We start from the raw sequence: 20,127 nt of genomic DNA on the forward strand, positions 1-20,127 counted from the left end.
ACCTGCCTCTCCGCTTCGTCATCCCAGAGGCCTGCCCCGAGGATCCATGCTGTGATGGTGGGGAGCGTGATGCCGGGGAGGTGACGCCGGAGAGGCAGTCGCGGGCTTGTCTGTGCTGGAATGAAACAGCAGTCGAGCCGCTGCCGTTGTTCTGGAACGCTACGCTTGTGCGCTTTCGGATGTGCCTGCGTCAAAATACGAACAGCCTGACCTTCGGCGGAAGGTCAGGCTGTGCCTTTTTATGAAAACTGGGCGCAGTCAGGTGCGCGGGCGGTTGAACTCGGTGTCGAGCGATTCGGGGCGCTGGATGACGGCGAATTCGATGGCGACGCCGTCTTCGAAGTGGCGGACGATCTGGCCCCGCATGGTGCCGAGCGTGACCTGGACGCCGATCGCCGGCTTAACCTCGATCTCGATGGCAGCACCTGAGAGCGACAGGTCGATGATGCGGCAGGGATATTGCCGGCCATCCATGAGCTGCAGCGCGCTGATCGGATTGCGCGGGGCGACGCGCTCGTGGCGGCGGTCTTCCGGCAGGTCGAGTTCGTGCTTGTTGGCAAGCCAGGTCAACTGGGCCGCCAGCTTGTCCTTCTTGCGCTCGGAGGCGATGACGGTCATGGCGAAGCCGTCCGATAGCGTGCGGGTGATGACGCCCTCGACGCGGCCGATATGGTCGATATAGGCAATGACTTTTTCGCCTGCGGCGCCTGAGCGGTCGGTGCGGAAGGCGACGTTGCCGGGCGACATGTCGACGACCTGGCCGGCATGCTCGGTTCGATCCTCGAGCATGAAGCGACCATAGATCTTCACGCGGACGCGCTGGAAGTTGCGTCGTTCCGCCCGTGACGGCGCGTAGTCAATCGCCGCTGGCCTCATGTTACCCTCATATCTGCAAACTCCCGCCGAACCGCATCGGGGAGCTATTGGGCGAAACTAGCGCCAAAGAGGTTAACAAAACGCCTAGCAGCGGGCCTCTGGGGTCGCCCGCTTGCGCTATTCTTCGCGTCCGCCTTCGAGAACGAACAGGTGGCGTATCCGGCGCGCGCCATCGAGCGGGCTCGGCTCGCCGGAAAGGGCGCTATCGCTCGGTGCGAGCGATGGCACGGTGACCGCCGGACGGTTCTTGAGGAACATCGGTTCCAGGTCCGGATCGACGACGCGCACGCTTTCGATGGAGGCATCGGTGAGCGGATCGGAGCCGAGCCAGAACGGCCGGTCGACGCTCGACAGGACGCCCAGGCTGCGCGGGTTTTCGATGCCGCCATCGAGCGGCAGCAGAAGCATTTCGAAGCTCGTTGCGCGCAGGCTGGAGGTGAAGCCTTCGAAGTTGATTACCACCACGGACTTCTGCTGGAACACACCATAGGCAAGGCGTGCCATCAGCCTTTGGTCCTTCTGACGCCACAGCGAGGGGAACGAAAAGCCCTTGAGCTCGCGGCCGAAGGTGGCGCATAGCCGGGTGCCGGCGAGGCGGAAGACCGCTTCGCCGCGGGTGTCGCGCTCGAGGATGAAAGTGTCTGCAAGCAGGGCCTTGATCTCGGCCGGCTCGACTTCCGTCCGTTTGGGTGCGGGTCGGCCGTCGCGAAGGCGGTTCCAATATTGGAACAGTGCCAGCGATCCTTTCTGTTTCATATTGCTCCGCTCCGAGCGTTTCTGTGCCTGATGTGCCATCTCTGGACAGAATCGCTTCATTCTTGAGGACTACATGAGGCGCGGAGCAGGACGCGTGCCAGTCTTGGTAACAGTTGTTAACGGATCGGGATCGTTAAGGTTAACAAAGGGTTTACGTTGCTGTGCCCAGGCTTACGTGGCACGTTCCATTCACTCCATGAAGTGGCCGCGCAGGCGCGGTCGGCAGCACTTCAGTCAAGAGTTACTTTTGGGGACGGGCAGGGGGGCTCGACCAGCCGTCCAGGGGCAACCCTGGGCGGCTTCTTTTTTGCGCTTTCGGCCGGCCTGCACTAGATGGAACGAGGCTGGCGCACGCCGGACCACAAACGAATCGGAAGTGCATGAGCGAACCAGCAAGACAGAACGACGCGCCTGAGGTCATCGAGGCCGAGCCGCAGCGCCGCGAACCGGTGTTCAACCTGCCAGCCATCGTCATTGCGATCATCGGCGCCTGCGTGGCGATCCATCTGATCCGTGTCTATGTCCTCAGCTCCGACCAGGATTTTGCCATGGTGGTACGGGCGGCTTTCATTCCGATCCGCTATTCGGGCCAATACGATCTCGAAATCTGGGCTTTCACCAGCCCGCTGACCTATGCCTTCCTGCATGGCGGCTTCGCCCACCTGATCATCAACATGGTGTGGTTGGCAGCGTTCGGCTCGCCGCTTGCCAACCGACTCGGGGTCGCTCGGTTCTCGGCGTTCTTCGCCGTCACGACGCTTGCGGCGGTGGCGCTGCACTATGTGCTGCATTCGACCGATGCCTCGCCGCTCGTCGGCGCCTCGGGCGCGATTTCAGGCATGATGGGGGCTGCCGCGCGTTTCAGCTTCCAGGTCGACCGTTCGCAAGGCAAGCCGGCTTTTGCAGGCGCGCCGCTGCCGATCCGCGATGTCTTCCGCTCACGGACGGCAATGACCTTCTTGGGCGTGTGGATGGTCATCAACCTGGTCACCGGGATCGTCGGTTTCACCCCTGGCGTCGACAATCAGATCGCTTGGGAAGCCCATATAGGCGGCTTCCTGGCGGGCTTTCTGGGCATCAGGTTTTTCGACCGCAGGCGCGAGTTTGCCTGAGCGCGTTTTACTTGAAATGCGACCCAATGCAGCGCACGATGCAGTTGGCCCGGTGGGCCGGCATGGAGTGTTTTGACTGATCGACAGCAGCAGGAGGCCACGATGACTGTGAAGGCAATTCTCGAGAAGAAGGGCCACGACGTTTTTACCATTGGGCCCAATGTACAGCTGTCGGAAGCGGTTCGCATTCTTGCCGAACACCGTATCGGTGCCCTGGTCGTGACCAATGGCGACCGCAAGATCGTCGGCATCCTGTCCGAGCGCGACGTCGTCCGTATCATCGGCAAGGAAGGTGGTGCCGCCCTTGAAAAGGCGGTGCGCGACGTGATGACCCCCAAGGTCAAGATCTGCAACGAGAACCACACGGTTAACCAGGTCATGGAGATCATGACGGTCGGCCGATTCCGCCACCTACCTGTCGAGCGCGACGGTTATCTCTACGGCATCGTGTCGATCGGCGACGTGGTCAAGCGCCGCATCGAGGATGTCGAGCGGGAGGCAGAGGAAATCAAGGCCTACATCGCCACCGCCTGAGCTCAGGAGCACGCAGGGCTTGCGCCGGCCAGGACTGATCCCGGCCGGCGATGCCGCCTTTTACCTGTTGTCGAGTTCGGAGCGGACGAGTTCGAGTCCGCGCCGTGTGATGCGATAGGGGCCGCCATCGGAAGAAGAAACAGCCTTCTTTCGCTTCAGCTTCCTGAAAAGGTCGAGATCGAAGCCCGGATAGCGCCAGCCATCGCGGGTGAGGCAGATGGCTGCCTCGATCTTGCTCTTGTCGTTCTTCTCGATTTCGATACGTCCGCCCTGGGCGAGCAGGTGGAGGATGCGCTGTTCCGTGCGCGAGATGTCCATTCTTGATGAGTCCTGGAAAACCTGGCCGATGGGCCAAAGAAAAATGCCGCCGCCGCGAGAACTCACGGCACGGGGTTTCAGGTTTTCATGCCCCGCCTTCAGGAGAAGGCTGGGGCCTCAGCAGGGCTCAGACGAATAGAACATCCACACTCCATAGGGATGGCCAGGATATAGCAACGAAGCAGGCGAAATGCCAGCCCACCGACCCGCGCGGTCGGGTTGCTGGCTGGCGGATCTGTTGCCGATGCCGGCATCGCTGCAACAAGACTTAACATTACTTCATACCGGCACGGGTTCCGAACTGGGATGACTGGTCGCGTCGGGTGCAACGCCCGGTGGGGCGGGGCGCCCATCTCAGGCTTCGGAGTACGCATGTCCGCAAAGATAGATACTGCACCGGTTGCTTTCCGCATGTCGCTGGCGGTCATGGTCATCGGGATTCTCGCCCCGGATACGGCTTGGGCAGCAGATCGCGCCACAGCCAATGACGAACAAATCTCTGCGACAACAGCGTCAAGTTCGCGCCCAATGTCGAGGTGGTGCTGACCGCCACCGACGACGCGGTGCTGATCGAGGTCAGCGACAACGGCCCCGGAATCCTCGAAACTGTGCGGGCGCGTGTATTCGAACCCTTCTACAAGGTCGACGCCTCACGCGGCGCGAACGCCAGGCGCGGCTTCGGCCTGGGCTTGTCGATCGTCGCCGACGTCGTGCACGGCCATGGCGGCAGGATAGCGCTCGACGACAACAGGCCGACCGGGCTTGTGGTCAAGGTCGACCTGCCAAGAGGCCTTGTCGCCGCCGAAGCGATGTCCTGAAGCGAGACGAGAACGCAAGCCGCAGCCTTGCCGCGCAGGCAGCGCTTGCCTCCATTGGCTGTTTGCACTAGCGAAGGCGCACACTAAACTATGCGTTTCGTACTTCTCGATCCGCATCTTCTCGATCCAATGACGCAGGCCGCCATGTCCCTCATCGATACCCGCACGCCCGACGCCAAGCGCTTTATCTCAGGTGCCACCGGTGACTGGGAGGTCATCATCGGCCTGGAGGTCCATGCTCAGGTCACTTCGGAAGCCAAGCTGTTCTCCGGTGCGTCGACCGCGTTCGGCGCCGAGCCCAACGCCAATGTCAGCCTGGTCGACGCGGCAATGCCCGGCATGCTGCCCGTCATCAACGAGGAATGCGTCAAGCAGGCGATCCGCACCGGCCTCGGCCTCAAGGCGCAGATCAACCTGAAGTCGGTGTTCGACCGCAAGAACTACTTCTATCCCGATCTGCCGCAGGGCTATCAGATCTCACAGTTCAAGCAGCCGATCGTCGGCGAGGGCAAGATCACCATCTCCGTCGGCCCTGACCGCAAGGGCGAGTTCGAGGACATCGAGATTGGCATCGAGCGCCTGCATCTCGAACAGGACGCCGGCAAGTCGATCCACGACCAGCATCCGACAATGTCTTACGTCGACCTCAACCGTTCGGGCGTGGCGCTGATGGAGATCGTCTCCAAGCCGGACATGCGCTCGTCGGACGAGGCAAAGGCCTATGTCACCAAGCTGCGCACCATCGTGCGTTATCTCGGCACCTGCGACGGCAACATGGACGAGGGCTCGATGCGCGCCGACGTCAACGTTTCGGTGCGTCGTCCGGGTGGCGAGTTCGGTACGCGCTGCGAGATCAAGAACGTCAACTCGATCCGTTTCGTCGGCCAGGCTATCGAATATGAGGCACGTCGCCAGATCGCCATTCTCGAGGATGGCGGCAAGATCGACCAGGAAACCCGCCTGTTCGATCCGAACAAGGGCGAGACGCGTTCGATGCGCTCGAAGGAAGAGGCGCACGACTACCGCTATTTCCCCGATCCGGACCTTCTGCCGCTGGAATTCGACCAGGCCTATGTCGACGCGCTCGCCAAGGACCTCGTCGAGCTGCCCGACGACAAGAAGGATCGCCTGGTCACCTCGCTCGGCCTGTCGGTCTATGACGCCTCGATTCTGGTTTCCGAAAAGTCGATCGCCGACTATTTTGAGAAGGTGGCAAGCGGCCGCGACGGCAAGGCGGCCGCCAACTGGGTCATCAACGATCTGCTCGGAGCGCTCAACAAGGCCGGCAAGGATATCGAAAACGCACCTGTTTCTCCGGATCAGCTCGGTGCCATCATTGACCTGATCAAGGAAGGCACGATCTCCGGCAAGATCGCAAAGGACCTGTTCGAGATCGTCTGGAACGAGGGCGGCGACCCCAAGGAGCTGGTCGAGAGCCGCGGCATGAAGCAGGTGACCGACACCGGCGCCATCGAAAAGGCCGTCGACGACGTCATCGCCGCCAACCCCGACAAGGCCGACCAGGCCTGCGCCAAGCCGACAATGGCCGGCTGGTTCGTCGGCCAGGTGATGAAGGCGACCGGCGGCAAGGCCAATCCGCAGGCGGTCAACGACCTGGTCAAGGCCAAGCTCGGCATCGAGGAATAGCGATGTTCGTACGCACGGCGAGCGAGCGCGACCTTGAGACGATTAAGGCGCTGCTCGCCGACACGTGGCACGCGACCTACGACGCCATCTATGGCGTCGAGCGGGTCGATGAAATCACGGCAGAGTGGCATTCGCTGGCGTCGCTCAAGGCGCGGCTGACGCGGCCGAATTCCGAGTTTCTTGTTGCCGACGACGGCAAGACCATCGCCGGCATGGCCTTCGCGGCGGCATCCGGTGACGCCAAGACAGTCATGCTGCACCAACTTTATGTGCTGCCGCGCCACCAGCGGGCCGGCGTCGGTCGGCTGCTGCTCGACGAGATCGAACAGTGCTTTCCCGAGGCGCGCATGTTGCGGCTCGAAGTGGAAGAGGCAAATGCAGGCGCCATTGCCTTCTACGAAGCAAATGGTTTCGCCCATGCCGGTGCGACTGCCAATTGCGGCGCCGACCAGTCCGGCATTCCGGCGCTGATCTTCGAGAAGAAGCTGGGCTGATACAGGCCGGACTTAGCTGGCCGAAATCTCGACATTGTCGATGAGACGCGTCTTGCCGAGGCGGGCCGCAACCAGCACTCGACCGTCCGTGTCGCGTTGCCATGGCGCGAGCGTGTCGCTTTGGCGCGCGGCGACATAGTCGACGGCATCGAATCCGGCTTCCAGCACGTCCTGCCGCGCGGCGGCCATCGTCACCGCCTCGTCGGCACCGCCTTCAAGGGCGGACGCTGCCTTGCGCAGGATCTTGTTCAATCGGCGCGCGATCTCGAGTTCCTGGGCGCTGAGATAGGCGTTGCGCGACGACATGGCGAGGCCCTCGCTGTCGCGGATCGTCGGCGAGCCCACGATCTCCAGCGGCAGGTTCAGGTCCTGCACAAGCTTCTTCACCACGCAGAGCTGCTGGTAGTCCTTCTCGCCGAACACGGCGAGGTCGGGCTCCGACTGGATGAACAGCTTGCCGACGACGGTGGCGACGCCGTCGAAGAAAGCCGGCCGGAAATCGGTCTCGAGCTCGGCCGACGGGCCGCCGACCGAGATCGAGGTGGCAAAGCCTTGCGGGTAGACCTCCTCGACACCGGGCGTGAAGGCGAGGTGGACGCCCGCCTTTTCCAGCCTGTCGAGGTCGAGCGCCAACTGGCGCGGATATTTGTCGAGGTCTTCGGTCGGCGCAAACTGGCGCGGATTGACGAAGATCGAGACGACGCAACGGTCGGCGCGCTCAAGGGCGGCACGCATCAGCGAGACATGGCCGTCATGCAGCGCGCCCATTGTCGGCACCAGCGCGACCTTCAGTCCTTCGGCACGCCATGCCCGCACCTGGGCGCGGAGGGCGGCGATGGTTTCGACGACAATGGTCATGCCTTGTCCTTGTTCAGCGAAAACAGGTGCTCGGGGCCGGGAAAGGCGCGGCTGCGGACGTCGCGAGCGTAGGACGCGGCGGCGTCAGCGACGACATCGCGCAAATGCGCGTATTCCTTGACGAATTTGGGCACCCGGTCGACGGTCAGGCCGATGGCGTCATCGATGACCAGCACTTGGCCGTCGCAAGCGGGGCTGGCGCCGATGCCGACGGTGGGAATAGTGATGCGCCGGGTGATCTCGGCCGCAACCGGCTCGACGGTGCCTTCGATGACGACCGAAAAGGCGCCCGCCGCCTCGACCGCCCTGGCATCGGCATAAAGCGCCTCGGCATTGGCCTCGGAGCGGCCCTTGATCTTGTAGCCGCCTTCCTTTTCGACCGACTGCGGCAACAGCCCGATATGGCCCATGACGGGAATGCCTGATGCGACGATGGCTGCGATCTGCGCGGCAATTGCCACGCCGCCTTCGAGCTTGACGGCATCGCAGCCGGTTTCGCGCATGATGCGGCCGGCGGAAGTGACGGCGTTTTCGACGCTGTCCTCGTAGCTGCCGGCGGGCATGTCGACGACGACGCAGGCGCGGGACGCGCCGCGCATCACCGCCTGGCCGTGGGCGACCATCATGTCCATCGTCGCGCCCAGCGTGTTGGGATGGCCATGCAGCACCATCGCAACACTGTCACCAACGAGCAGCAGATCGACATGCGGATCGAGCAGCCGGGCGATCGGATAGGTGTAAGCGGTGAGACAGACGATGGGCTCCTTGCCCTTGCGGGCCAGCAGAGCGGCGGGCGTGATGCGGCCGGCAGCCGCAGGCGCGTCGGAAGCCATGTCTTTTCCTCCCTCGACGTTTCCGGCCAAGGCCGGTCCGTGAGCCCTGTCAGGGCGAGAGTCCTTTAAGGACCGGCTAATTACTTTGCAAGTGCGAGATGAAAACGTGAGCAAGTGCGAAATGGCATCGTCCATCAGGACGAGCGCGGCTCTGCCTCTTCCTGCGCAAGGCGCCTGATGTAGACGGCGAACGCGGGGTCTTCGCCTGGCAGGAGCTGGGGCAGGGCGTTGCGAAAATCCTCGCGCCGGCACCATTCGCGCATGAAATCCTCCCAGGATGCCCAGCGGCGGCGCTTGCGATCGGACATGCCGGGTTCGTAGGCGACGAGATAGGCACGTTCGAACAGGGAGATCAGGATGGCGAACATGGCGAGCAGCCGGTCCTTTTGTTCGGCCGTCAGGTCCTTCGTTGCGGTCTGCGATTGCAGGTAGAGGTCGGAATGGTCGAGCGACAGCGTCAGGAAGTTGGTGTAGCCGTCGGAGAGCATCTGGTAGATTTCTTCCTCTTCGTTGACCCGCGCCTTGCGCTGTTCGAAGACGAAGATGAAGATCGCCAGCGGCAGGCCGAAGATCGTCACCAGCATGCTCAGCATTTCGAGGATCTGCATGAAGGGCATGGATTACGTCCATTCTGCTGCTCAGCGCGAACAGTAGGTGTTGATGGATCGTCTGCCAATCGTCGCAGGCGGCAAGTTGCAGCTTCTAAACTCTTGCCTTCGTGCCGGCGTGACGCCATAAGCAGGAGACTTTCGACGCGCCTGCCGCGAGGATCCGATGAAGAAATTCCTTGTCCAGTTTTTCACCTGGTGGAACGGCCAGACCCTTGGCACGCGTTTCCACACCTGGCGCAAAGGCACCAAGGTGGGCCAGGACGAGTTCGGCAATGTCTACTATGAAGGCGGCAAGGATTCCGAAGGCCGCACGCGCCGCTGGGTGATCTACAACGGTTATGCCGAAGCCTCGATGATTCCGCCCGGCTGGCACGGCTGGATGCACCATCGCGTCGACGTGGCGCCGCCGAGCGACAACTACATTCCGCGCGACTGGCAGAAGCCGCATCAGCCGAATCTGACCGGCACCGGCGGCGCCTACCGCCCGAAGGGTTCGGTGCTGGGCAATACGCATCGCCCGCAGGTCACCGGCGACTACGACGCCTGGACGCCCGGCGCTTAAGACAGACAGCTTAACGGCGCGGACATTTGTCGCCACAATTGGCGGCTAACTCCTTGCCCATTGGCGTCAGGCGATTAGCCTTGGCGCGTGGGAATCAGCGAGTGGGACACACTCCGGGCGCAACGGCGGTAACGACTGAATGATTTTTCCTGGCCGGATTCCGTCGAGCGGACGATCGAAGGCGAAAACCCTGCTTGTGGCGGCAACGCTGTGCGCAGCGCTTGGCCAGGCAACGGCCCAGGACAGCATCGAGCGGCTGCCGCTCGATCAGCAGGTCGAGCAAGGTGACGATCTGCCTGCCATCGACGTCCCACCCTTGCCGGGTGAGGGGCAGCCTGCTCCCGATCAGGCCCAGCCTGCTCCTGCAGAGACACAGGCAGCACCCAAGGTCGCGGCCCCGCCGCAGCGGATCAAGAACGCGGTTGCCGAGTTTGCCGGCATCGACAAGATCACCGGCCGCATCATCACCTTCGACGTCTATGTCGACGAGACCGTGCAGTTCGGCGCGCTGCAGGTGACGCCGCGCGTCTGCTATTCCAGGCCCGAGAACGAAGAGCCGAAGACCGATTCCTTCGTCGAAGTCGACGAGATCACCCTCGACCGCAAGATCAGGCGCATCTTCACCGGCTGGATGTTTGCCGAAAGCCCGGGCCTCAACGCCGTCGAGCACGCCGTCTATGACGTCTGGCTGAAGGCCTGCAAGCAGAAGTCGGACGTTCCCGCTCCGGAAGCCGCCAAGACCAACTGAGCCTTTTTCGGAACCGCTTGGGGCCCCTGACGTTTGGCGTCGTGAGCAACGCCAGCGGAGGATCGTGCCGTGACCGTCAACCGTGACGAACTGCTTGAGCTCGAACGGGAATTCTGGACCGGGAACCAGGAGTTTTTTGCCGAAAACGCCGACAGGGAGTGCCTTGTCGCTTTTCCCGAGATGGCGGGCGTCATGAGCAATGCCGAGCTTGCCGCCACCGCGACCAAGCCGCGCCGCTGGCGCAATCTCGAGATGAAGGTGCAAGGAATCGTCGAACCGGGCAGCGACATCGTCATGCTGACATACGAGGCCAAGGCAATCCGTGAAGATGGCGAGCCGTACCAGGCGCTGGTGAGCACGGGCTACGTCCATCGCCTGCAGGGCTGGAAGATGATGTTTCACGCCCAGACGCCGATAACGCAAGCGGCTCAGACGAAGAGCTAGCTTGCCCTCAGGGCGTGAAGGTGGCTTCGCCGAGGAGCGCCTTGGCGAGCAGCTTCTCGTATTTGTCGCGTGGCACGTCGACCGCACCGAAGCGCTTCAGGTGATCGGTTGTGAACTGCGTATCGAGCAGCAGGAAGCCGCGTTCTCTGAGCCGCTGCACCAGGTGGACGAGGCACACCTTGGACGCATCTGTCTCGCGTGAGAACATGCTTTCGCCGAAGAAGGCGCGGCCCAGGGAGACACCGTAGAGCCCGCCGACCAACTCGCCGTCGCGCCAGGCCTCGACGGAGTGGGCGTTGCCGATCCGGTGAAGGTGGGTGTAGGCCTCGCGGATCGGCGCGTTGATCCATGTCGACAGGCGGCCTGCGCGCCGTTCGGCGCAGGCGTCGATGACGCCTTCGAAGTCGCTGTCGAAGCGGATCTCGAAATGGCCCTGCCGGATCGTCTTGGCGAGGCTGTGCGGCACATGGAAGCCGTCGAAGGGGATGATGCCGCGTGTCTCGGGCCGGACCCAGAACACTTCCGGATCCGACGCGCTTTCTGCCATGGGAAAGACGCCCGACGCATAGGCCTTCAGAAGAAGGTCCGTGGGTATGCCGTAGCCGGGCGCATAAGGTCGGGTCATGCGACCCTCATTCTACTCGCCTTTCGCGAGATGTTTTTCCAGCCAGTGGATGTCGTAGTCGCCATTTGCGATGTCGGGGTTACCGACAAGCTCGCGGAACAGCGGCAACGTCGTCTTGATACCATCTACCACGAATTCATCGAGCGCGCGCCGGAGACGCATCATGCATTCGACGCGATTGCGGCCGTGCACGATCAGCTTGCCGATCAGGCTGTCGTAGTATGGCGGGATCCGGTAGCCGGAATAGACGCCTGAATCGACACGGATGCCGAGGCCGCCCGGCGTGTGGAAATGCGTAATCGTGCCGGGCGAGGGCACGAAGGTGCGTGGATCCTCGGCGTTGATGCGGCACTCGATGGCATGGCCGTGGAAGCGGATGTCGTTCTGGGTGACCGACAGGCCGCCGCCCGAGGCGACGCGAATCTGCTCGTGCACGAGGTCGATGCCGGTGATCGCTTCGGTGATCGTGTGCTCGACCTGAAGGCGGGTGTTCATCTCGATGAAGTAGAACTCGCCGTTCTCGTAGAGGAACTCGATCGTACCGGCGCCGGAATAGCCGAGATTGGCCACCGCGTTGGCGCAGATGTCGCCGATGCGCGAGCGCTCTTCGCTGTTGAGGGCGGGCGAATTGGCCTCTTCCCAGACCTTTTGATGGCGGCGCTGCAAGGAACAATCGCGTTCGCCGAGATGGACGCCCTTGCCGGCGCCGTCGCCGAAAATCTGCACTTCGATGTGGCGCGGCTTCTGCAGGTACTTTTCGATGTAGACGGCGTCGTCGCCGAAGGCGGCACCGGCTTCCGAGCGCGCCGTGGCGAGCGCCATCTCGAGGTCGGCTTCGGTCAGCGCCACTTTCATGCCGCGGCCACCGCCGCCGGCGGATGCCTTGATGATGACGGGATAGCCGATCTCGGCAGCGACGCGCTTGGCTTCTTTCTCGTCGCTGACGGCACCTTCCGAGCCGGGCACGACCGGGATGCCGAGGCGCTTTGCGGTGCGCTTGGCTTCGATCTTGTCGCCCATGATGCGGATGTGGTCGCCCGAGGGACCGATGAAGGTGATGTTGTGCGCAGCCAGGATGTCGGCGAACTTGGCGTTCTCCGACAGGAAGCCATAGCCCGGATGCACGGCGTCGGCGCCTGTTATCTCGCAGGCCGCGACGATCTGATGGATGTTGAGATAGCTGTCGCGCGACGGCGGCGGTCCGATGCAGACGCTTTCGTCGGCGAGGCGCACATGCATGGCGTCGGCGTCGGCGGTGGAGTGCACGGCAACCGTCTGGATGCCGAGCTCCTTGGCCGCGCGCAGCACTCTGAGGGCGATTTCGCCGCGATTGGCGATCAGGATTTTCTGAAACATTGCGCGCAGCCTTCCGGCTTACTCGACGACGACGAGCGGCATGCCGTATTCGACAGGCTGCGCGTCTTCGATGAGGATCGCCTTGACCGTGCCGGAGCGCGGTGACGGAATCTGGTTCATCGTCTTCATCGCTTCGATGATCAGCAGCGTCTGGCCTTCCTTGACCACCGAACCGATCTCGATAAACGGCTTGGCATCCGGCGACGGCGCGAGATAGGCGGTGCCGACCATCGGCGAGGGCACTGCGTTCTTCGAGCTGTCGACGGCAGCAGCCGGGGCAGCGGCAGCCGCTGCGGCCACCGGTGCGGCGGCTGCAAGCGGGAGAGGCGCCGGCGCGGCGTAAGCCTGGACGGCAGCCGCTGCCTGGCGCGACACGCGCACCTTGAGATCGCCGAGTTCGACTTCGATCTCGGTCAGGTTGGTATCGTTCAGGATCCCTGCGAGGTCGCGGACCAGCTGCTGATCAACACCATCGGTCTTCTTCGTCGCCATGTTCTAGCCTTTTCTCTTCCTGTTTCCGGTCAGAGCCGGGCGGCCAGCGCCTGCAGCGCCAGCGTGTATCCGAGCGGTCCGAAGCCGCAGATCATGCCCACGGCCACCGGTGCCACCATCGATTTGTGGCGGAACGGCTCGCGTGCGTGGATGTTGGAAAGGTGCACCTCGGCGACCGGCAAGGGCGAGACGGCACGAATGGCGTCCTGCAGCGCGATCGAGGTGTGGGTGTAGGCGCCTGCATTGAGCACGATGCCGAAAGCTTTTTCGCCGGCCTCGTGGATCCAGTCGACCAGGACGCCCTCGTGGTTCGATTGGCGGAATTCGATCGCAAGGCCGAGCGAGGCGGCTGCCGCCTGGCAGTCGGCTTCGATGTCGGCCAGGGTCTTGCCGCCATAAATCCCGGGCTCGCGTTTGCCCAGCATGTTAAGGTTCGGACCGTTGAGGACGTAAACCGTTTTCAAATTAAAGACCTTTCCACCCGCCAGATCCTCTCTGGCGCGGCGGACCCTCTATAATCGGCATAAGCCGTCGCGGAAAGAGCGCAAGCGACTTCTTGCGCTGTCCACAACGGCTCGCGCTGAACAAAGCTTGCTCAGCAGGTGGAATTTGCCTGGCAGGCGGCTGCCGCGGCGATCTTTTCCGCCAGCACATCCTGGCCGAGTGCGCCGAAGACGACCTCGTTGCCGACGACATAGGACGGCGTGCCGCTGATCTGCAGCTTGTTGGCGAGATCGTAGGTGCGGTTGAAGGCTTCGCCGATCGTGGGGTCCTTCATCGCCTCGCGCAGCTTGGCCTCGTCGGCGCCGAGCTCGAGCGCCAGCTTGATGGCGCTGTCCTCGCCGGCGCGGCCTTCGCCGCCGAGCAGCTTGTCGTGGAACTCGCCGTACTTCCCGGGCATCAACTTGCGGAAGGCCATCGACACGACATGGGCCTTCTGAGAGTCCGGGCCGAGGATCGGGAACTCCTTGAGCACGAAGCGCAGGTCGGGGTTGGTCTTGACCAGCGCGTTCATGTCGGCCTGGGCGCGTTTGCAGTATCCGCAATTGTAGTCGTAGAACTCGACGATAGTGATCTTGCCGTCGGGATTGCCGACGATGCCGTCGAACTTCGAGTTGAAGATTTCGTCCTTGCTCTCCTTGATCACGCTCAGGCTGGCGATGCGCTGCTCTTCCTTCTGCTTGGCTTCGAGAGCGCCCTGCATTTCGAGCAGCAGTTCAGGGTTGTTGAGCAGGTAGTCGCGCACGATCGTCTCGACCTGCTTCTTGTCGAGGGCCGTGGTAGCCGCTGTTTCCGCATGTGCGGCATTTGGCGAACCGGCGAGGCCGAAGGCCAGCATGGCGAGGGCGACGGCGATGCCGGTCGTGCCGAGAAGAAGTGCTTTTTTCATGGTCCCTTGGTCTCCAGCCGTTTCGGCTTATGCATGCCTCCGAAAATCTGAAACGATTTTTGGCAAGGGGCATGCATCAGGTTTAAAGTTCTACAGCGTCCTTTGCGCGTCCGGATGACGCGCGGCGCTGTGTGTCGCTGTCCGCCGAAAGAAAGTTCACTTCTTTTTCTTGCTCGGCGCTTTGTAGTTGATGATGTCCTGCGCGCGGACCCAGCCCGGCGAGCCTGGCTTGAGCTTCTGCTGGGCTCGCATCGCAAAGATTTTCGCGTCCTGATAGGCGCCGCTGTAGTAGTGACCGTCGGCGGTGGCAAGGTCGGCGTCGGCGACGTCGCCGAGCATGCCGTAGGCTTGAGCGAGGTAGCGATAGCCCGAGGCGTTCTCGCGGTCGCGGTCGAGGCCCTTGCGGATTTCGACGACAGCCTTCTTCAGCGCGTCGGGCGTGCCCATGGCGAGATAGGTCTGGCCGAGTTGGATCGGCAGGATACCTGATTTCGCCGTGTCGAGGCGGACAGCGTTGGTATAGGCCTCGGCTGCGGCCGCGGGCTTGTTCGACTTCATCAGGATGTCGCCGCGCAGCTCGTGGAAGTAGGCGTTTTTCGGCTGCGACTTGATCAGCGCATCTGTCTTGCTCAGCGCCGAACGCAGATCGCCGAAAAGATAGGTCGACTGGGCGTCGCCATAGCGCGAGGCGAGACCGTCGGTGCCGCGCAGCAGTCGTGAAGTGGCGGCCTGCCCTTGGGTGTAGGCGGCGATCTTGACACGCATCATGTCGTGCCGCTGCTGCAGCGCCTCGGAATCCTTCTTGTCGAAATAGGGGCTTTCGCGCGCCAGCGTCTCGAGATTGGCGATGCGCTCGCGCGGCATCGGGTGGCTGACCTGGTATGGATCGACGCGCGCGCCCGACAGCGACAGTGCGTTCTGGAAGCGCTGGAATGTCTTCAGCATGCCCTGCGCCGACTGGCCGGTGGCATTGAGATAGGTGATCGCCGAACGATCGGCGGTGACTTCTTCCGTGCGCTGGTAGCCGAGCAGGCTGCGCCGTGCCATTTCCGAGCCGCCGGCGACGACGCCGGCGCCCGCAGCACCAAGGCCCTTTGCGTCACTCGCTGCACCTGCGACCATGGCACCGGCGCCAAGCAGGGCGGCGACGATCGCCATCGTCTGGGCACGCGCCAACTGGTCGCGCAGGCGCTCCTGGTGGCCGCCGGCGATGTGGCCGGCTTCATGGGCGATGACGCCGATGATCTCGTTCGGCGTCTCGGCCGTCATCAGTGCGCCGGTGTTGATGAACATGCGCCGGCCGGCAACGAAGGCGTTGAAGGCCGGGTCGTTGACGAGCACGATGTTGATGTTCGAATTGGCAAGCCCCGCCGCCTTGAGAATCGGCCGGGCATAGTCGCGCACCAGAGCCTCGATCTCGGCGTCCCGGACGATCGGAACACCCTGTGCATGGGCAGTTCCCATTGTGCCGAGAGCAAGCCCGGCCGACAGCGCAAGCGCAGTGACTGCGCGCGTTGATCTTGCGACGAAACGCGAAAGACTTGTGATGCTCTGCATAGCGGGAAACACTCGTAAACGAGCCGTCGGGCTGTGAAAAGGCTGGTTCAAGAAACTCATCAACTTGTGATCCCCATATCAATCAGGCATTTGTGCGGCACATTGCCCGGCGGGCGACAGTAGAAAGTGAACGAAAATGGCGGTTGCGATTTCACGGCGCGGCGAAGTCGAGCCCTTCCATGCGATGGACATTCTGGCCGAGGCCAACAGGCTCAGGGCGTTGGGCGCGCCGGTCATTTCGATGGCTGTCGGCCAACCCTCCGATCCGGCGCCGCAGCGGGTGCGTGACGCCGCGGCAGCCGCGCTCAAACTCGGCCGTATCGGCTACACCGACGCGCTCGGGCTTGCCGATCTGCGCAAGGCGATCTCGGCACATTATGCCGACCATTACCGCATCGATGTGCCGGTTTCGCGAATCGCCGTCACCACCGGCTCGTCCGCGGCCTTCAATCTCGCATTCCTGGCAATGTTCGATGCCGGCGACCGGGTGGCGATCGCGGCGCCCGGCTATCCTGCCTATCGCAACATCATGGGCGCTCTCGGGCTCGACGTGGTCGAGATCGAGCTGGAGGGCGCTGCCTACCTCCATGCCGAGCACCTGCGCACAGCACATGCGCAGAAGCCGCTGAAAGGCGTCTTGTTTGCAAGCCCCGCCAACCCGACCGGTGCCGTCGTGCCGGCCGGCGACCTCAAGGCGCTTGTCGATACCGCGCGCGAACTCGGGATCGCGGTGATTTCGGACGAAATCTACCATAGGCTCGCCTATGGCGCGCCAGATGTGACCGCACTCACCTATGACAGTGACGTCACCGTCATCAACTCGTTCTCCAAATATTACTGCATGACCGGCTGGCGCATCGGCTGGATGGTGCTACCGGACCGGCTGGTGCGGCCAGTCGAGCGCATCGCGCAATCGCTTTACATCTCGGCGCCTGAGCTGTCGCAAGTGGCGGCCATCGAGGCGTTCAACGTCACCGACGAACTCGAAGTGATCAAGGCGCGCTACGCCTGGAACCGCGAACTGCTGGCCAAAAGACTGCCGGAACTGGGCTTCAGCTTCGCCGCACCCATGGACGGTGCGTTCTACGCCTTCTGCGACGTCTCGCGGCTGACCAATGACAGCATGGAATTCGCCAGCCGCATGCTGGCCGAAGCGCATGTCGCGGCCACGCCGGGCCGGGATTTTGACCCGCTCGCAGGGCACCGTTTCATGCGGTTTTCCTATGCGGGCAGCCATGACGACATGATCGAGTCGATGGATCGCCTGGAACGCTGGCTGCGTTGAAAGCGCAACCGCCCCGTCGGCCGTACCGACGGGGCGGACAGGGGCAAAGGGGAGGATGGGCTTTGCCGCCTGAGCGCCGGAATGCCCATGCCCCCCAGCATGCATTCCGACATGAGTTACGCGATCGGTCAGGGCGCGAGTATTGCCGCGACCGCCTTGCCGGCATCGAGCAGGCCAGCGCCGAAGAAATACGTCTTGCCCTTCGCCGGTTCGTTGTCGGCGTTCATCGGATCCTGCGTCAGCGGGGTCGTGCCCGGCTTGACAGAAGCATTCTGATCGCAGGCGGCAATGAGGTTGGCTTTGGATGTCAGGCCGTCCAGTTTCGCCGCGGCGCCATGCTTTGCCTTGTGGGCACGGGCCGTGAGGGCAGCCACACCGGCGACGAGAGCCGCCGCGCCGGAGGTCCCGCCGAAGGTGGTGTAGTAACCGCCGCCGATGCCCTGGTTGTCGAGCGGCGGCAGGATCGACGAATAGGGGTCGGAGCCACCGGCATAACCGAAGGTGCCGGGCAGGTCGGTGGTCAGCAGCGAGAAATGGCTGTGCGGAATGACCTTGCCCTTGCCCGGATGGTAGTAGTGCTGGTCGACCATCGGGTTGGTCCGGTCGACGCGCAACTGGTGTCTGGTATAAATCTCGAAATCGTCCGACGGCGCGACGAGCGTCAGCTTGGCGCCATAGTTGCTGTAGCCGGAGCGGTAGCCATGCGGCGTCACCGCGCCGACGGCGATGATGCCGTTGTTGGCGGCGGCGAGATTGGCCGGGTAGATCAGCTGGCTCTCGCCGTCATTGCCGGCCGCGCAGACCACGGGCACCTTGCGGCTGATGGCAACGATGAGCTTGGCGAGCGTGTTCCAGGCGATCTCGCGGTTGCCGGTCTTGCCGACCGCATGCGGCCTGATCTCGCTTGCCGGCGGCGTCGCCTCCTCAAGACGGGCGAACAGATCGGCACGCTCCCAGTTGGCACGGTCGTCGAGGTCCTGAGAGAGCTCCGGCTTGGCATTCAAAACGCTGCGCACCGGGTCGGGGATGCCGCGCGGCAACAGGATGACGTCGGCGCCATTGGCAAACGCATAGAGGAAGGCTGCTATGAACTGGTCGGGCTGCTGCTCGAAGCCGGTCCGGATCGAGATCAGCCGCGACAGCGGGTCGACGCCGAAATAAGGCAGCATGTTGCGGTTCGGGTTCGGCACGGCAGTGCCGTCGTCTGATATCAGCACATCGGGCAGGGTGATCGCCGGATTGGGCGCGACGCTTGCCGCCGGTTCGCCGACGACGAGGCCAGCAACAGCGGTGCCGTGGCTGCCAAAGGTCTCGTCACCCTCGATCAGCGTGTGCAGCACGCCTTCCGAAGCTGCGAGCTCGGCGATCAGGCTGCCGAGATAGGCGGTCTCCGGGCCCGTCAGGTTGAGCGTGCCCAGCCCTGCGGTGGAGATGCCGGCGAAGAAGGCGGCCTTGACCTCGGGGTCATAGGGGCTGGCGGCAGGGGCGGCGACATATTTGGCGCCATAGGGGTGGCTCACCAGGTCGATCGACTTCACCGCGTCCAGCCGGCTCTTGAGGTTGGGGTGGCTGCGGCTGACGCCGACGTCGATCAGCGCGACTGTCGCAGGAGCCGTCGCTGCCGGGAACGCCTCTGATATCGTATCCCAGACGGTGCCGTTGATTGTGGGCGAGGAGTAGTCGACCCCGCCACCCGGGGTCAGCGGCCCGAAGGTGGCATCGATCACGCCGAGTGCCGCAAGGTGCCAGAGGTAGTAGTAGGACTGAGGGTGCTGGAAGGAGAACTGTGTGTTGCCGTTTGCCATGATCGCCCCTCAGATCCATTCGCGCTGTGCGGCGAGATAGTTCGCCATGAAGGCGTCACGCAGATATGGCTGGAAGCGCTGTGCCAGCGCCCGGCCGCCATTGGTGTCGCTGGGATAGTGCAGGCCTGCCCATTCGCGGTTTTCCGCGACTTTGCGGGCAATGCGCGACAGCTCCTCCGTCGCCGGGTGCTCCGGCAGGATGGCGTTGAAGGCAAAGGCAATCGAGTGGCACTGGAACGAGTGGTTGCTCGGATAGGCCTGGTGCGCTGGATTGGGCAGCATGAGCCGCAGGCGTGGCTCGACCTGGTTGGGTCGGGTGCGGTTGAATTTTGCCTTGTAGATCAGCCCGACATATTCGCAGGCCGTCAGGATCGACTGGAACAGGCCCTCGGTCTGGTCGAAGCCGCTGATGCCGTCGATGCCCAGCGGCTTGGTGAAGTCGGAGACGTCAAGCGTCGCCTCGCGCTCGATGTCGTCCTTGCGACGCGAGCGTTCGCGGTCACGGGCCTGCAGCGAAAGCATGACTGTCGTTTCGAGACGGGTGACGTCGGGGCCGGGCGGCAGCGGAATGTCGAGCTGCTCCCAGGTGAATTTGCGCGCTGCCGTGAACGCATGTGGCGAGGGCGACGTGTGCAGACGCCTGAGCTCGAAGGCCGGGATCAGGCTTGCCTGCGATCCAGTGCCTGATCCCGATTGAAGAGCGCTGCCCTTGTTCTTGTTTTTGTTCTTGTTTTTATTCTTGTTCTTGTTGAGCGAGGCCTTGTTGAGCACGCCGGCGCTCATGACGGCACTGGCGACTCCGGCCGACATCACCATCGCCTCGGCGCCGGAGGCGAGTGTGGTTTCCAACACGATCGGAGGCCGATCCGTGGCCGCGCAAGGCAGCACGTCGTCGCCGGCGATCTTGAAGCGGTACTGATCGAGAAAGTGCGAAAAGCCGCCCTCAGCAGGCGCGGAGCTGTCGTTGCCAGACACTGAATTCCCCATTGAATTGATCGAAATGTGC

23 protein-coding genes are annotated in these 20,127 nt (G+C 63.1%); 9 read left to right on the forward strand and 14 right to left on the reverse strand.

Annotated features, from left to right (window positions below):
* Positions 1-258: 258 nt before the first annotated feature.
* Together N7E70_RS15610 and N7E70_RS15615 are read right to left on the reverse strand one after the other, a co-directional pair.
* A complete protein-coding gene (locus N7E70_RS15610) occupies positions 259-876 on the reverse strand; it encodes a PilZ domain-containing protein (protein ID WP_067961533.1) in 618 nt (205 codons plus the stop codon).
* A gap of 117 nt (positions 877-993) precedes the next feature.
* A complete protein-coding gene (locus N7E70_RS15615) occupies positions 994-1,632 on the reverse strand; it encodes a PAS domain-containing protein (protein WP_067961534.1) in 639 nt (212 codons plus the stop codon).
* 380 nt (positions 1,633-2,012) lie between these two features.
* Between N7E70_RS15615 and N7E70_RS15620 the strand changes: the two genes are divergently transcribed.
* Together N7E70_RS15620 and N7E70_RS15625 are read left to right on the forward strand one after the other, a co-directional pair.
* Positions 2,013-2,744: a rhomboid family intramembrane serine protease gene (locus tag N7E70_RS15620; RefSeq protein WP_067961536.1), complete on the forward strand. Its 732-nt coding sequence runs from the start codon at positions 2,013-2,015 to the stop codon at positions 2,742-2,744.
* A 102-nt stretch (positions 2,745-2,846) separates the two neighbouring features.
* On the forward strand, positions 2,847-3,278 hold the full coding sequence (locus N7E70_RS15625) for a CBS domain-containing protein (RefSeq protein WP_067961538.1): 432 nt from the start codon (positions 2,847-2,849) through the stop codon (positions 3,276-3,278).
* A 60-nt stretch (positions 3,279-3,338) separates the two neighbouring features.
* Here N7E70_RS15625 and N7E70_RS15630 read toward each other — a convergent pair whose 3' ends face one another.
* Positions 3,339-3,596, reverse strand: a complete 258-nt coding sequence (locus N7E70_RS15630) for a YjhX family toxin (RefSeq protein WP_067961539.1) — start codon at positions 3,594-3,596, stop codon at positions 3,339-3,341.
* Positions 3,597-4,135: 539 nt separating this feature from the next.
* Between N7E70_RS15630 and N7E70_RS15635 the strand changes: the two genes are divergently transcribed.
* The 3 genes from N7E70_RS15635 to N7E70_RS15645 all read left to right on the forward strand — a co-directional run bounded on the left by N7E70_RS15635 (position 4,136) and on the right by N7E70_RS15645 (position 6,555).
* Complete coding sequence (locus N7E70_RS15635) at positions 4,136-4,414, forward strand: sensor histidine kinase (protein ID WP_249925984.1); 279 nt, start codon at positions 4,136-4,138, stop codon at positions 4,412-4,414.
* A gap of 144 nt (positions 4,415-4,558) precedes the next feature.
* On the forward strand, positions 4,559-6,061 hold the full coding sequence (gene gatB / locus N7E70_RS15640; RefSeq protein ID WP_263006891.1) for an Asp-tRNA(Asn)/Glu-tRNA(Gln) amidotransferase subunit GatB: 1,503 nt from the start codon (positions 4,559-4,561) through the stop codon (positions 6,059-6,061).
* 2 nt (positions 6,062-6,063) lie between these two features.
* Positions 6,064-6,555 (forward strand): GNAT family N-acetyltransferase, encoded by a 492-nt coding sequence (locus N7E70_RS15645; protein WP_067961543.1) that lies wholly within the window; start codon positions 6,064-6,066, stop codon positions 6,553-6,555.
* A gap of 12 nt (positions 6,556-6,567) precedes the next feature.
* On the opposite strand, the gene panC is transcribed toward N7E70_RS15645, so the two are convergent.
* The 3 genes from panC to N7E70_RS15660 form a co-directional block, all read right to left on the reverse strand.
* Positions 6,568-7,413 (reverse strand): pantoate--beta-alanine ligase, encoded by an 846-nt coding sequence (gene panC / locus N7E70_RS15650; protein WP_067961545.1) that lies wholly within the window; start codon positions 7,411-7,413, stop codon positions 6,568-6,570.
* On the reverse strand, positions 7,410-8,246 hold the full coding sequence (gene panB / locus N7E70_RS15655) for a 3-methyl-2-oxobutanoate hydroxymethyltransferase (protein WP_067961546.1): 837 nt from the start codon (positions 8,244-8,246) through the stop codon (positions 7,410-7,412). The genes panC and panB overlap by 4 nt, the downstream gene beginning before the upstream one ends.
* A gap of 134 nt (positions 8,247-8,380) precedes the next feature.
* The gene (locus tag N7E70_RS15660; RefSeq protein WP_067961548.1) at positions 8,381-8,863 is read right to left on the reverse strand and encodes a hypothetical protein; all 483 of its coding nucleotides are present in this window, start codon (positions 8,861-8,863) and stop codon (positions 8,381-8,383) included.
* A 157-nt stretch (positions 8,864-9,020) separates the two neighbouring features.
* Between N7E70_RS15660 and N7E70_RS15665 the strand changes: the two genes are divergently transcribed.
* The 3 genes from N7E70_RS15665 (at position 9,021) to N7E70_RS15675 (ending at position 10,611) form a co-directional block, all read left to right on the forward strand.
* Positions 9,021-9,419: an NADH:ubiquinone oxidoreductase subunit NDUFA12 gene (locus N7E70_RS15665; protein ID WP_067961550.1), complete on the forward strand. Its 399-nt coding sequence runs from the start codon at positions 9,021-9,023 to the stop codon at positions 9,417-9,419.
* A 316-nt stretch (positions 9,420-9,735) separates the two neighbouring features.
* Positions 9,736-10,167: a DUF2155 domain-containing protein gene (locus N7E70_RS15670; RefSeq protein WP_154384240.1), complete on the forward strand. Its 432-nt coding sequence runs from the start codon at positions 9,736-9,738 to the stop codon at positions 10,165-10,167.
* A 69-nt stretch (positions 10,168-10,236) separates the two neighbouring features.
* Complete coding sequence (locus tag N7E70_RS15675) at positions 10,237-10,611, forward strand: hypothetical protein (RefSeq protein WP_067961552.1); 375 nt, start codon at positions 10,237-10,239, stop codon at positions 10,609-10,611.
* Positions 10,612-10,618: 7 nt separating this feature from the next.
* On the opposite strand, the gene aat is transcribed toward N7E70_RS15675, so the two are convergent.
* The 6 genes from aat to N7E70_RS15705 all read right to left on the reverse strand — a co-directional run bounded on the left by aat (position 10,619) and on the right by N7E70_RS15705 (position 16,031).
* Positions 10,619-11,236 (reverse strand): leucyl/phenylalanyl-tRNA--protein transferase, encoded by a 618-nt coding sequence (aat, locus tag N7E70_RS15680; RefSeq protein ID WP_067961555.1) that lies wholly within the window; start codon positions 11,234-11,236, stop codon positions 10,619-10,621.
* A 12-nt stretch (positions 11,237-11,248) separates the two neighbouring features.
* Positions 11,249-12,592: an acetyl-CoA carboxylase biotin carboxylase subunit gene (gene accC, locus N7E70_RS15685; RefSeq protein WP_067961557.1), complete on the reverse strand. Its 1,344-nt coding sequence runs from the start codon at positions 12,590-12,592 to the stop codon at positions 11,249-11,251.
* An 18-nt stretch (positions 12,593-12,610) separates the two neighbouring features.
* Positions 12,611-13,084 (reverse strand): acetyl-CoA carboxylase biotin carboxyl carrier protein, encoded by a 474-nt coding sequence (accB, locus tag N7E70_RS15690; RefSeq protein WP_067961559.1) that lies wholly within the window; start codon positions 13,082-13,084, stop codon positions 12,611-12,613.
* Positions 13,085-13,113: 29 nt separating this feature from the next.
* A complete protein-coding gene (gene aroQ / locus N7E70_RS15695; protein ID WP_067961561.1) occupies positions 13,114-13,548 on the reverse strand; it encodes a type II 3-dehydroquinate dehydratase in 435 nt (144 codons plus the stop codon).
* A 131-nt stretch (positions 13,549-13,679) separates the two neighbouring features.
* The gene (locus tag N7E70_RS15700; RefSeq protein ID WP_067961563.1) at positions 13,680-14,474 is read right to left on the reverse strand and encodes a DsbA family protein; all 795 of its coding nucleotides are present in this window, start codon (positions 14,472-14,474) and stop codon (positions 13,680-13,682) included.
* Between the two features lie 156 nt (positions 14,475-14,630).
* Positions 14,631-16,031 (reverse strand): M48 family metalloprotease, encoded by a 1,401-nt coding sequence (locus tag N7E70_RS15705; protein WP_067961565.1) that lies wholly within the window; start codon positions 16,029-16,031, stop codon positions 14,631-14,633.
* Positions 16,032-16,167: 136 nt separating this feature from the next.
* Here N7E70_RS15705 and N7E70_RS15710 point away from each other — a divergent pair, with 136 nt between their 5' ends.
* Positions 16,168-17,316 carry a pyridoxal phosphate-dependent aminotransferase gene (locus tag N7E70_RS15710; protein ID WP_067961567.1) on the forward strand — a complete coding sequence of 383 codons (1,149 nt, stop codon included), beginning with the start codon at positions 16,168-16,170 and terminating at the stop codon, positions 17,314-17,316.
* Between the two features lie 128 nt (positions 17,317-17,444).
* Here N7E70_RS15710 and N7E70_RS15715 read toward each other — a convergent pair whose 3' ends face one another.
* Both N7E70_RS15715 and N7E70_RS15720 read right to left on the reverse strand, forming a co-directional pair.
* A complete protein-coding gene (locus N7E70_RS15715; RefSeq protein WP_067961569.1) occupies positions 17,445-19,121 on the reverse strand; it encodes a S8 family serine peptidase in 1,677 nt (558 codons plus the stop codon).
* Between the two features lie 9 nt (positions 19,122-19,130).
* The gene (locus tag N7E70_RS15720) at positions 19,131-20,096 is read right to left on the reverse strand and encodes a phospholipid phosphatase (protein ID WP_249925985.1); all 966 of its coding nucleotides are present in this window, start codon (positions 20,094-20,096) and stop codon (positions 19,131-19,133) included.
* Between the last annotated feature and the right edge of the window lie 31 nt (positions 20,097-20,127).

This window comes from Aminobacter sp. NyZ550, from assembly GCF_025628925.2.
GTDB lineage: Bacteria > Pseudomonadota > Alphaproteobacteria > Rhizobiales > Rhizobiaceae > Aminobacter > Aminobacter ciceronei.